This window comes from Bacillus cereus group sp. N8 (genome assembly GCF_016483685.1).
Taxonomy (GTDB): Bacteria; Bacillota; Bacilli; order Bacillales; family Bacillaceae_G; genus Bacillus_A; species Bacillus_A proteolyticus.
In genome coordinates, this window is sequence record NZ_JAEHBK010000003.1 from 166,028 (window position 1) to 178,925 (window position 12,898).

Sequence of the window (12,898 nt, forward strand, 5' to 3'; positions counted from 1 at the left end):
CACCTGGAAATATAATATATTAGTAAAATTACATACCATATACATCCTTCGCACGGACTTCCTTATCAAAGCGAACGAATTTACTCTTTACTTCCATTCCAGCTGCTTCGTATACGCGAGGTGCACCTGTAATATTCTCAGAATCTACATTTAGATTCACTTTCGAAATCCCCTCTTCATACAATTGCCCGAATGCATGGTGTAATAACGCCAATCCTAATCCTTGTTTCCGCTTAGAACTTCTTACACCTAAGTGAGTAATTTCAGCTTTATTATCAGTACCCTTTTTACTAAAAATAAATCCCACTACTTCATCTTCAACCATTGCTAGTGACCATAACGTAGGATGAAACCCAGCTCTTTCAGTACGCTGCAAAAACTCTTCTAACGTAGAAAGATGCGAATTCCAGTGGTCTGCAAATGCTTCATTAAAAGCTTGATGTAATCTTTCATCATCTAAACCTGGTATGTAATGTCGCACTATAACATCCTTTGGCCATAGTGGCGATGGAACATTTCTCTTTAATTCAATCCCCATCCCCCACCATATACGAGTTGGGATAAATCCATCTTCTTCTAATACTTTTTCCTCATAGAAATTATTTGCTTGTGTTACAATCGTGCCATTTAAGCAAGAGGAATTACTTACAAGCCCCGTAGCACGCTCTTCAAGCTTTGACCATATTACATGTTCAATTCCTTGATTTATATAAGCAGGGTTTACAAATACGGCAGATGGAAACTGCCCTTCATTCCCTGTCAAAATTCCATAAGCGATTATTTCTTCTTCATTCATAACAACATAAGACCTTTTACTAACATCAATACCTTTCCATGAGTTATTAATATCCTCTACCGTTGTATTAACTTCACCGTAAATGGCTTGATCATAAATTGTACATAGTTTTAAAATTTGTTGTAAATCTTCTTGTCCAGTTGCTTTAACATTTAGTTTATTTACTAAGTTTCGCATGCATTCCACCTCATTCTAATTGAAAATTCGAACCTTATCACAAAAATATTTCATAATACTACTATTTTATGAAATATATTAGTCCTCCTAAAGCAATCAACAATACATCCGAAAGCGGAAAACTCTTCTCTTCAGCTTTTATCTTTTCCTCAATAATATCTTTAATTTTCCCCTTCATATCATCTGGACATTTTTTAAATAAAATATTAGTTGTATGTAATGGCCTATTTAATATTCGAATTTTAACAGGAGATCCTGATAAATATATATTATTTTTATCCAAAGTAAATTCTATATTTGCTTCAGTAAGCCCTTCTTTCACTAATATATTCACTCGGCTAGAAGGTAAATTAAACACTGTATAATCGTTAAAAGCTAGGCCTCTAATATCGAAATGTGAGTATACGAGAACTAAAGTTATAAACAACAAAACTAGCACAACTATTGTTTTCACTAATGAAAGTTGATTTAACATATAAGAAGATGTTGTCATATAAGCACAAAAGAATGCCATTAAATTACAAAGATAGTGGTTGACAATGAAAGTTTTTCTTACAAATATAGTAAATCCGGAAATGATTAGTAAAGTACATACTAGATTCATTAACATATTTAACCCTCCCAAAAACTATAACTATACAACTTTGTTATATTTCAACATTAATTACATATTCATACCTATATTTTTTCATAAAATATAAAAGAGTCTCATTAAAAAATGAGACTCTTTTGCCATTTCATATTTAAATCGTTTTTGAAGTTTGTTTACCAAAAATAAATACTTTAGTAAACACCACCATGATAACTACAATAGCCAGAAAATAAAGTGGCATCACCATCAACGAACCTGTATGAAGCTGACTCATTCCCCAAATTGTCACCGTTACAATTGCATAGTATCCTAAGCTAAACAATGCACCTGCTGTACCAATGACATCTTGAAAATCTACTAATGCTAAACTTAAACAGTTCGGTAACGCTATCCCAATTCCTAATAGCAATATAAACATCGATACTAAAAATCCAATCATATATATTATGTTTGGATTTGATCCAACTGAAGTAATAACAGTTAAAAGGATAGCTCCCCCTGTCATTACAAGACAACCGATATATATAATTTTCTCTGGTTTATAAGTAGCCAGTAAACGTTTTGAAACTTTCGCCCCAATAATTGAAGCAGAAGCGACAACGATTCCTAAAAATCCATACATACTAGGCGATAACTGAAAGTATTCAATAAAGATAAACGGCGCTTCTGCATAATAGCTAAATAAAACACCATTCGCTCCTCCAATTAATAGACCGTATGTTACTACTTTCGGATTTGTAATCAACCGTTTTAAAACAGAAAACACATTTATTTGATTCGTCACTGAGTCCGTTTTTGTTTCTGGAAGAGAAACAAACGTATACAGCAAAATTCCGACGCTCATAACTACTAAACTTAAAAATACTATTTTAAACCCAAACATTTGATCAAGAAAGCCACCAATTAACGGTCCTATCGCTGGTGTAAAAGCAATGACTGCCGAAATTTGAGCAAACATAACATGACGTTTATACCCATCTACACTTTCACGAAGAATCGTTTGTGTAACAACTGATCCTGCACTTGCCCCAAACGCTTGAATAAAACGACTTAGCAATAAAAATTCAATGGAACTTGCAATAAAGCATAAGAAACTCCCAGCGCTATATACGACAATTCCAAATAACATTGCCCGGCGACGACCAATTATATCTGATAACCATCCAATAAAAAATACGCCTAAAGCAAATCCAGCAAAATAAACACTAAGCGTTAACTGCACCTCATTATTACTTACATGTAACGCCTTTGAAATGTCTGGTAAAGACGGTGTGTAAATTGTTTCACTAATTTGCGGAAATGCCACAAGAATAATCATTAACCAAAGTGATGGTACTGAGACTTTTTTCATTTTTAATACCCTCCTATAACTTTGAAAATCTCAGAAATGAATAGACTTTCTTAGCTACGGAACAGGAGGGGCCATTATAGAAATTCGATCATAAAACAACAAAGAAAACACCTCAATTACGCATGTTAATACTTATAGGAGGGTAATATTAACATTGATTTTACAATATAGTCTTTCAATTATATGATAGGTTGTATTTGTTTTCTAGTGTTCATGATCTGAATATTTGTTAGTAGACGAATATCCTTTTTATCCCGCATTAACGGGAAGCCCGATTGGTGAGGGATGAACAAAACCCCACTGATTAAAGTTTCACTTTATTCTCTCAGAAATTTAAGGCGTTTTAAAAAAGATAATACCTTAATACAATTGCCTTAGAAGGAAAGTATGCAGATGGAAAATACTCCTTGCATTCGTACCTTAATGATTAGACAGGATTAAAAAGTTCAACTAAGCAACGAAATGCCCCCCAATCTAACAATCGGGGGGCATTTCGTTACATTTTCACTGATTGTTTTTCTTGATAGATAATTTCTCCATCAATAATTGTTGTTTCTACTTTTAAATCTTTAATTTGGTTTGGATTGACACTTAAAATGCTGTCATTTAATATAACTAAATCCGCCAGCTTTCCGACCTCTATACTTCCTTTTATCTCTTCTTCAAAACTCGCATACGCGCCATTCCATGTGTATAGTTTAATGGCTTCCATTACGCTTATAGATTGATTCGCACCAATCTCCATCCCAGACTTACTTTTTCTATTAACAGCAACATGAATTCCTAATAAAGGATTATAGTCAGTAACTGGAGCGTCCGAACTACCTGCTGCAATGATGCCACGATCAATAAAATCACGAGCAGCGTACATGTGGTTAACACGCTCACCATAGTGCCTTGCATATATCTCTCCAAATTCATATGGAAATGGAGGATTCGGAATTGGAACTATCTCGAGGTTTTTCATTCTCTCTTGTAAATCTGGTGAAGAAATTCCCGCGTGCTCAATCCGATGACGGTGATTTTTTCTTGGCGATTCCTCTAGCGCTCTTTCTACACAATTTAAATACATTTCAATAGCTTTATCACCTTGTGCATGTACAGTGATTTGATGGCCTTTTTTATGTGCTTCACCTAAAACTTGATAGATTTCTTCCTCACTATAATAAAGAATACCATAATTGTTAGAGTCACTAGAATATGACTTGCGGGTTGCAATTGTAGGACCCGTGCTACTTCCATCTGTAAACAATTTAGCTGGTCCAACTTTAAATCTCTCATCTCCGGTACCAGTTACCACACCAGCTTCGACCATTTTATTAACAAATTCATGGGAGTTATTTATTTGACATATCATTGCATATATTCTGACACGAATATCCCTACTCTTCACAGCTTGTTGTAGTAAACGAAAACTCTCAGGTCCATCTCCACCTGCGTCATGTATACTCGTTATGCCAGCTGCAACGAAATGATCTGATGCAATTTTTACTGCCTTCATCATTTCACTTTCTTTATAACTGGCAACCTCGCTCATACTCATATTTGCTGCTTCAATTAACTTTCCTGTAAGCTTTCCTGCCTGATCCTTTTCAATAACTCCCCCACTCGTGTTCGGTGTGTTCTCGTTAATTCGCGCAATTTCTAATGCTTTGCTGTTCACTACGCTTATATGGTGGCAAGTACGAGTTATCATAATAGGATGTTCAACTGAAATTTCATCCAGCTCAGTAATTGTCGGATAACGCTTTTCCTTCACAGCGGTTTCATTAAAGCCCCAAGCACGTATCCATTCACCTTTTGGCGTTTCTAAGGCTTTCTTTTTCAGATCATCTAACAAAGCCTCGATAGAATCAATATGTTCAGCTTTACAACTGACAGCCAACTGATTTTGCCCATAAGAAATGAGATGAAGATGGGAATCAATGAATCCAGGAAGAAGCGTTTTTCCTTGCAGGTCAATTACATCCGTTTTTTCTCCTATAAAACTCTTAACCTCCTGATGTGAACCAACAACTACGATACGATTATCTTTTATTGCTACAGCCTCGGCCACTGTATTCTTTTTGTCTACTGTAATAACTTCTCCATTTATCAATACAACATCAGCTTTCATAAACTCAGCCCTTTCGGAATTACTCTTTTAGAGTGATTCGTTCCATATTTAAAGATATATCTTTTGGGATGCTGTTCCGCTTTCCAGCAAAATTTATCAATAACTAATTAAAGTTGAGCTAAACATTCTTTTATTGTTTTAACGATAAAATTAAAGTCTTCCTCTGTAATGCTTAATGGAGGAGCAAGCTGCAAAATATTATTGTAACCTGCAACAGTGTCACCATTTTTACCAATAATTAGCCCTTTTTCTTTACAAGCATTAATAACTTTGTTCATCTTTTCAATAGTAGCAGGTTCTTTTGTTTGCTTATCTTCCACTAGTTCAATACCTAAAAGAAGTCCTTTTCCGCGAACATCTCCTACGTTTGGATGCTCTTTTACATCTTCTAATTCATATAACAGTCGTTCACCCAATTCTTTGGAACGTTCAATGAGTTTCTCATTCTCCATAATTTCTAAATTCTTCAAAGCCAAGGCGCAAGCAGCTGGATTTCCTCCGAACGTATTCACATGGCGGAAGCGATCATAATCTTCACTACCTACGTATGCCTCATAAATCTCTCGTCTGACTGCTGTTGCTGACAAAGGAAGATACGCACTTGTAATACCTTTTGCCATTGTAATGATATCTGGTTTAACGCCATAATTCATAAATCCAAATGGCTTCCCAGTCCGGCCAAATCCACATATAACTTCATCACAAATAAGCAACGCACCGTGCTTCTCGCAAATTTCTTTTACTTTTTCCATATATCCATCAGGAGGCATCAAAATGCCGCCCCCAGTAATAATCGGCTCCATAATCACGCCGGCTACTGTTTGACTTAACTCCCATGTCATAACACGATCGATTTCATCAGCACTTGCCAGTGTACGAACATCATCTGGATTACGATACGTATCAGGTGGTGCTACATGCAAGAACCCTTGCCCAAGTGGTTCATATTTATACTTTCGCTGCGCTTGACCTGTTGCTGCAAGAGCCCCCATTGAGTTACCGTGATAAGCGCGATAGCGTGAAATAAACTTATAACGTCCATGATCACCTTTTTGTTGATGATATTGACGAGCAATTTTAAACGCCGTTTCATTTGCTTCCGATCCACTGTTAGAAAAGAAAATGACATATTCATCCTCAAGCCATTCATTCAATTTCTCTGCTAATTTAATAGCAGGAACATGACTTTGTGTGAGAGGGAAATATGGCATTTCTTCCAGTTGTTCAAAAGCCGCTCTTGCAAGCTCTTTTCGGCCATAGCCAACATTCACGCACCAAAGACCGGACATGCCATCTAAATAACGGTTTCCATCAATATCCGTCACCCATGCTCCTTCTGCTTTTGTAATAATTAAATTCGTTGGATTAGGGGATGCTCCTTTCATTGCATGCCAAAGGTACTTTTCATCTGCTTGTTTCAAACTTTGTGTTTGTTCTGTCGCTTGCACAATCACCAACTCCATTCTTTTATATTTTCATATCACTCTTTCAATAACGAGCCGTTAGTATTTTCTTTCGAGTATAGAATTCTACGCCATCTTTTCCATTTGCATGGAGATCACCATAGAAGGATTTCTTATAACCTGAGAATGGGAAGAATGCCATTGGAGCAGGAACCCCAAGATTGACCCCAAGCATACCTGCATCAATTTCTTCACGGAATTCGCGAATAGCTTTCGCGCTATCGGTGTACAGGCATGCACCATTTGCGAACGGTGATGCATTAGCAACATGAATCGCTTCCATCAAGTCTTTTACACGTACAATAGAAAGAACCGGTGCGAAGATTTCATCTTGCCAGATTTTCATTTCCTGTGTCACATTGTCAAAAATTGTTGGGCCAACAAAATAACCGTTACCGTTTGCTGCATCATCTTCACGTCCGTCACGAATAAGTGTCGCTCCCTGCTCTATACCAGATTGAATGTATCCGAGTGTACGCTCTTTATGTCCGTCACGAATAACGGGACCAAGGAACACACCTTCTTCCAGCCCATTACCAATCGTAATAGCATTCGCCTCTTGAAGCAGTCTATTAACAAATTCATCTGCAACGTCTTCTTCCACAACAACAACAGCCGCCGCCATGCACCTTTCACCAGCTGAACCGAAGGCAGCACTTGTAATTTCTTTCACTGCAGAACTAAGGTCCGCATCTTTTAATACGATCGAATGATTTTTTGCACCCGCAAGAGCTTGTACACGTTTACCGTTAGCTGCCGCTGTTTTATATATGTACTCAGCCACAGGTTGAGAACCAACGAAAGATACAGCCTTCACATCCTCATTGTCAAGAATGCCATTCACGACATCATGTGCACCATGCACAATATTTAGCACGCCATCTGGAAGACCTGCTTCTTTAAATAGTTCAGCTATGCGATTAGCCAGCAATGGTGTTCTTTCAGATGGTTTTAATACAAACGTATTTCCGCATGGAATCGCGAGTGGGAACATCCAGCATGGCACCATCATCGGAAAGTTAAATGGCGTTATTCCTGCGATTACTCCGATCGGGTAACGATACATCCCTGATTCAACACCAGTCGCAATATCAGGAAGTTGCTCTCCCATCATTAAAGTAGGTGCACCTGCGGCAAATTCAACACATTCAATTCCTCGCTGTACTTCACCGTAAGCTTCTTTATAACTTTTTCCGTTTTCCAAGGTAACGAGTTTTGCTAACTCTTCCCAGTTTTCAATCAATAACTGTTGATAACGAAATAGAATCCGAGCACGCCGAGGTACAGCGACCCTTCTCCAAGTTTTGAATGCTTCTTTCGCAGTTGCTACAGCTCTATCTAAATCTTCTTTAGTCGAAAGTGGCACACGAGCAATAATCTCGCCTGTTGCTGGATTTGGTACATCTTCAACTTGTTTACCTGTGGATTCTATCCATTGTCCGCCAATATAATTTTTCAACATTTGTACATTTTTCGTTACTACCATGGTGAAACCTCCTATTTTAAGATAACCGTCCTTTGTATTACAACGCTCGAAAGAAAGCGCATTCATTTGATTGTATATAAACTGATTTACATATCTCCAACATTACTAATCTTGTCCATTGAATACGCAGGAGCAGTCATCTGCTTAGCATTTGTCCACTCCCAGTTCACATTATTTCAGATCAATCTCATGGTTCATCTTATAATTCTTTTTCAAAAATACGGGGCAATCCCATTCACAAACAAGGTCCTTAGCCAAGGAAACAATCCAGTCCTTTGTAACATGATACTTTTTTCCATCAACAGTAATAAACACTTCACCATCTGTCACATAGAAAACTTCCTGTTCTTCTACATGCCACGTTCCTTTATTCGGTTCACCTACCCATGGTTCCCATGTGTTAGCACCTAGTTTCTCTGCTTCTTCTGCTGTAATTTTTTTCGCAAAAAACATGATGATATCCCTCTCTCTTATTGGTAATTTTGATGGAATACGTTCCTATAAATCTACTGTTTTAACATTGGTATCTGTATTAATATTGGTAGCTTTTAAACGTTTAAACTCTTTTCTCATAAAGTATATAGCAATGAGAATACCTGGAATTTCTGCAGCAGGACCTGCATACCATACACCTTCCACACCCCAGAATTTCGGGAAAATAAATAGAAATGGGAACAAGAACAACAACATTTTGCTAACACTAATAAACGTTGCAATCCAATTTCTCTCTTGTGATTCGAAATAACCGGAGATAAGTAAACTGACTGCATTAAGCATAAATAAAGAATTGAATACAACTGTCGTCCAAATGCCCAGTTTCTGCAATTCAGGATTACCACCTGAGAAAAATGACACAATTGGATCTGCAAAAATGATTAGTATGGCTGTCACAATAACAAAGAAGGAAACTGTAAAAATGAGCCCCATCTTAATTGCTTGCTTAACACGATCAAGGTTTCCCGCACCGTAATTATAACTAATAATTGGTTGAAGTCCTGTCATCCCACCGAGCGCTGCTAAGGCGAGCAAATTTGTAATATAACCGTTTTGAATCGTAAAAGCGGCAACGTGCAGCCCACCACCGTAGCTTTGTAGTAAGTTGTTGAAGATAATAATGGCAAAAAACATCATGAACTGACTTGAGAAAGAGGCAAATCCCGTCCAAACTACCTCACCAATCTTCTTAAAATTAATCAGCATATCTTTCATTTTCGGCTTAAGTTTTGTTTTACCAAACCAGAAATAAAAGATTAGGAGAACAGGGATCGATTGCGAAATCGTATTGGCCCATGAAGAACCCATCATCCCCATGTCATACTTCGTTACCAAAATCCATTCTGTAACACCAGCAACTACCGCTGCGACTAACCAACTGTTCATTGATAATCCAGGTTTTTCATCAATATTAGTCAAAATACTTAATACAACGGCCAAAATCGTTAATGGCAATGAAATCCATAGTAGTCGGCTATATTCCACCGCATACGGGAGCGCTTCATCACTTGCTCCGAATAAAATCATAACTTCATTTTCAAAGACCAATCCAAGTACAGCTATCAAAGTAGAAAGGAAAAGAGTAAACCATAAAGTTTGTCCCATAATACCTCTAGCTTCTTCTATCTTCCCTTTTCCCAGTCGAAGTGAAATGACTGCTCCGGCTCCCACACCCAAAAGAACACCGATCATACGGGTAATAACCATGACAGTAAATCCAATTCCTATCCCTTCGATTTCCAGCTCCTGAAAGCCACTGACGAAATAGCCATCGATAACCGATACAACTCCTAGAATTACATTGGCCATAATCCCTGCCAAAGCAAACCGTAAATATAGTAACGGAATACTTTTGGTTCCAAGCACTGAATCATCTATCGGCTTATTCATTCCTTCCGGCTTCTCTAATTTCGATGACGGACCGTTGTCCACTATTTTCATGAGCATATCCCCTTACAAATAATTTATATAGCAAGTTAAGCTCAATTAATTCACATACCAACCTACAGGCTTGGCATGCTGGTGGATATTGATTTGCTTCGTTTCCATAAAGTGCTCCAGTCCGGCAACACCTAAAGCCCTACCGATTCCACTTTGCTTATATCCGCCCCAAGGACCTTCAACATAAGCAAGATGATAACTATTAATCCAAGTAATTCCCGCACGCAATTTACTAATAACACGTTTTGCTCGGTCCATATCTTCAGTAAATACAGCACCGGCTAATCCATAAATGGAATCATTCGCTTTTTGGATCGCATCTTCCTCATCTTTAAATTTCTGTACAACAAGGACTGGTCCAAAAATCTCTTCCTTAACAATACGCATATCTGCATTTACATCAGCAAAGATTGTTGGTGCAATGAAAAATCCTCGATCAAGCCCATTTTCTGTTAAGCGATTACCACCACAAACTAATCTTGCACCTTCTTCGACTCCGCTATTGATATACTGTAAAACTTCATTCATATGAGTCTCGTTTGTTAGGGGCCCCATTTCAATGGTCTCGCTTTCCCCGTTTCCAACTACAATTTTGTTCGCACGCTCGGCCAACCGTTCAACAAACTTATCGTAAATGGTCTCTTGTACAAGCAAACGGGATGCAGCTGAACAAACTTGCCCAGCGTTGTGGAAAATACCAAACATCGCATTATCAACTGCAGTTTCAAAATCCACATCGTCGAACACAATAAGTGGAGATTTACCACCAAGTTCAAGTGTGATTTTTTTCATATTACCCGCAGCTGCGCGCATAATACTTTGACCTGTTTTTGTTCCACCAGTAAAGGCAATTTTGTCAACCTCATGGCTCTCTGCAAGCTCATTCCCAACCTTTGAACCAGGTCCCAGTACCAAGTTTGCCACTCCATCTGGAAGTCCAACCTCTTCGATAATTTCAAACAGTTTAAATACGCTTACAGGAGTGACGTCAGCAGGTTTAATTACAATTGTATTCCCTGCAGCGAGTGCAGGAGCAATTTGCCAAACGGCTAACATAAGCGGGAAGTTCCAAGGTACAATCAGTCCACAAACCCCAATTGGTTCATGAATAATCACTGTTTCCGAAGAATCATCACGAGTGTAAGATTCCTTTTTCATACCTTTAATCAAGTCAGCATAATAACGGAAGCATTGAATCGATACCGGAATATCCACAAAGGTCGTTGCTCGAATAACTTTACCGTTATTTTCCGTTTCCAAACGTGCAATTTCAGCTGTCTTCTCTTCAAGACGGTCTGCAATCTTATATAGATAATCAGCTCTTTCATCAGCCGATAAATCTGACCAAATTCCGCTGTCAAACGCTTTACGAGCCACCTTGATTGCTATCTTCGCATCATCCGCCGATCCATGAGCAGAAGTTGCCATAACCTCTCCGGTTGCAGGGTTAATAATGTTTCGTCTATCACCGGATAATGCTTCTACCCATTTCCCGTCAATGAACATGTTAATTTCCATATAGCTCTCTCCTTTACGCAATAATATCAACTAGTTTGAAACCAATATGCGCTATATTGACCAACATCGTTTTCTGATTATAGAATGGGAATGATTTGAGTCGTTCCTTTTCAAATCGATATCCACCTGCATTCCCTGTAACAATCCATTGTGCCAATAACTTACCAAACAATGTCGAGAGAGACGCGCCATGGCCCGTATAACCCGTTGCAAAATATGCGCCTTCTTTGGATCTACCGATAACCGGGAACGTATCAATTGTCACACCGATAAATCCACCCCACCTGTAATCAATCTTGCTTCCTTCTAGTTTTGGCATTATTTTAACCATGGCATCATAAACACTTTGATAAACAGCATCGCCTAAGTTTGGACGAATATCGCCACCGCCAAATACGATCCGATTATCTGGTGTGCGCCTGAAATAGTAAAGGAAACTGCTTGTATCAAAAACCATGCGATCATTAGGAATGACGGTATTCAAAAGTGTTTCTGGAAGCTGTTCAGTAGCAATAATACGTGCCGAAATTGGCAGTACGCCTTTATTCAATTCAGCCATAATTTTTCCGGAGTAACCATCTGTAGCAACAATAATGTCTTTCGCTGTAACAGCACCTTTTTCTGTAACAACTTTCACACTATTCCGGCCGTACTCAATAGATAGTGCTTTCGAATGTTCAAAGATTTTTGCACCTATCGATTTAGCTGCTTCTCCCAAACCAATTGCATAGTTCAGTGGTTGGAACGAGTAGCTCGAGTCGTCGACTAAGCAACCATAATATTGCGGGGAATCAATTTCTTGATGCAACTGACTTCGATTAAGCACGCTACATTCATATCCAAAATTTTTGTTTAAGTATTCACTTTCAAGTTTCAATCCTTCAAAATGCTTTGCTTTGTAAGCCGCCACAATGTGACCTGTCTTTCTAAAGTTACAGTGGATTTGATGCTCATCGATGATGTTTTTAACTAGTTCAACACTAAGCAGCGAAAGATCGTTAAGTTGTCTCGCCTCTTTAGCACCATACTTCTTAGCAAGCTCCTGCATCGTTGGCTTATAGCCCGGCAATACCATCCCACCGTTACGACCACTTGCGCCATACCCAATTGTTTCCTGCTCAAGGACAATGACACTCTTCCCTAACTTTTGCAAATGATATGCAGAAGAAAGACCTGTGAAGCCTGCGCCAATAATGACAACATCCGCCTCTTTATTTCCTTCAAGAGGTTTTCCTTTGTCATATCTGTTTGCAGTCGCTGTCCACAATGAGAGAGTATCCATTCGATCCATCTTATCCATAGCTAATCCTTCTCCTTTCGTGACATGTGTGTTACAATACAGTCGAAAATATTCAAAATATTCGAACTTATTGAATTAATAATATGACTTGGAGTTCCCTCCAAGTCAATAGCCATTTGAGAGTTTTTTGAATTCATTTTGCGAAAAAAGTGGAGTAACTCCAC

10 protein-coding genes are annotated in these 12,898 nt (G+C 38.3%); all 10 read right to left on the reverse strand.

Annotation, left to right across the window (positions count from 1 at the left end; all coding sequences use genetic code 11):
• Nucleotides 1-28: 28 nt before the first annotated feature.
• Entirely contained in the window at nt 29-973 is a 945-nt protein-coding gene (locus JDS80_RS07270) for a GNAT family N-acetyltransferase (RefSeq protein ID WP_199637756.1), read from the reverse strand.
• Nucleotides 974-1,034: 61 nt separating this feature from the next.
• A complete protein-coding gene (locus JDS80_RS07275; RefSeq protein WP_199637758.1) occupies nt 1,035-1,583 on the reverse strand; it encodes a hypothetical protein in 549 nt (182 codons plus the stop codon).
• A 133-nt stretch (nt 1,584-1,716) separates the two neighbouring features.
• Nucleotides 1,717-2,916: a multidrug effflux MFS transporter gene (locus tag JDS80_RS07280; RefSeq protein ID WP_199637760.1), complete on the reverse strand. Its 1,200-nt coding sequence runs from the start codon at nt 2,914-2,916 to the stop codon at nt 1,717-1,719.
• Nucleotides 2,917-3,412: 496 nt separating this feature from the next.
• Nucleotides 3,413-5,032, reverse strand: a complete 1,620-nt coding sequence (locus tag JDS80_RS07285; protein ID WP_199637762.1) for an amidohydrolase — start codon at nt 5,030-5,032, stop codon at nt 3,413-3,415.
• Nucleotides 5,033-5,139: 107 nt separating this feature from the next.
• The gene (locus JDS80_RS07290) at nt 5,140-6,495 is read right to left on the reverse strand and encodes an aspartate aminotransferase family protein (RefSeq protein WP_199637764.1); all 1,356 of its coding nucleotides are present in this window, start codon (nt 6,493-6,495) and stop codon (nt 5,140-5,142) included.
• 25 nt (nt 6,496-6,520) lie between these two features.
• Complete coding sequence (locus JDS80_RS07295) at nt 6,521-7,981, reverse strand: CoA-acylating methylmalonate-semialdehyde dehydrogenase (RefSeq protein ID WP_199637766.1); 1,461 nt, start codon at nt 7,979-7,981, stop codon at nt 6,521-6,523.
• Nucleotides 7,982-8,152: 171 nt separating this feature from the next.
• Nucleotides 8,153-8,434 (reverse strand): cupin domain-containing protein, encoded by a 282-nt coding sequence (locus JDS80_RS07300; protein WP_071747556.1) that lies wholly within the window; start codon nt 8,432-8,434, stop codon nt 8,153-8,155.
• A 45-nt stretch (nt 8,435-8,479) separates the two neighbouring features.
• A complete protein-coding gene (locus JDS80_RS07305) occupies nt 8,480-9,916 on the reverse strand; it encodes an MATE family efflux transporter (RefSeq protein ID WP_199637768.1) in 1,437 nt (478 codons plus the stop codon).
• Between the two features lie 45 nt (nt 9,917-9,961).
• Nucleotides 9,962-11,434 (reverse strand): aldehyde dehydrogenase family protein, encoded by a 1,473-nt coding sequence (locus JDS80_RS07310; RefSeq protein WP_199637770.1) that lies wholly within the window; start codon nt 11,432-11,434, stop codon nt 9,962-9,964.
• Nucleotides 11,435-11,447: 13 nt separating this feature from the next.
• The gene (locus JDS80_RS07315; RefSeq protein WP_199637772.1) at nt 11,448-12,734 is read right to left on the reverse strand and encodes an NAD(P)/FAD-dependent oxidoreductase; all 1,287 of its coding nucleotides are present in this window, start codon (nt 12,732-12,734) and stop codon (nt 11,448-11,450) included.
• Nucleotides 12,735-12,898 lie beyond the last annotated feature (164 nt).

What these genes read in the sequence shown, in the direction of transcription:
- JDS80_RS07270 (WP_199637756.1), bottom strand. Translation starts at nt 973, where the DNA reads ATGCGAAACTTAGTAAATAAACTAAATGTTAAAGCAACTGGACAAGAA.
- JDS80_RS07275 (WP_199637758.1), bottom strand. Translation starts at nt 1,583, where the DNA reads ATGTTAATGAATCTAGTATGTACTTTACTAATCATTTCCGGATTTACT.
- JDS80_RS07280 (WP_199637760.1), bottom strand. Translation starts at nt 2,916, where the DNA reads ATGAAAAAAGTCTCAGTACCATCACTTTGGTTAATGATTATTCTTGTG.
- JDS80_RS07285 (WP_199637762.1), bottom strand. Translation starts at nt 5,032, where the DNA reads ATGAAAGCTGATGTTGTATTGATAAATGGAGAAGTTATTACAGTAGAC.
- JDS80_RS07290 (WP_199637764.1), bottom strand. Translation starts at nt 6,495, where the DNA reads ATGGAGTTGGTGATTGTGCAAGCGACAGAACAAACACAAAGTTTGAAA.
- JDS80_RS07295 (WP_199637766.1), bottom strand. Translation starts at nt 7,981, where the DNA reads ATGGTAGTAACGAAAAATGTACAAATGTTGAAAAATTATATTGGCGGA.
- JDS80_RS07300 (WP_071747556.1), bottom strand. Translation starts at nt 8,434, where the DNA reads ATGTTTTTTGCGAAAAAAATTACAGCAGAAGAAGCAGAGAAACTAGGT.
- JDS80_RS07305 (WP_199637768.1), bottom strand. Translation starts at nt 9,916, where the DNA reads ATGAAAATAGTGGACAACGGTCCGTCATCGAAATTAGAGAAGCCGGAA.
- JDS80_RS07310 (WP_199637770.1), bottom strand. Translation starts at nt 11,434, where the DNA reads ATGGAAATTAACATGTTCATTGACGGGAAATGGGTAGAAGCATTATCC.
- JDS80_RS07315 (WP_199637772.1), bottom strand. Translation starts at nt 12,734, where the DNA reads ATGGATAAGATGGATCGAATGGATACTCTCTCATTGTGGACAGCGACT.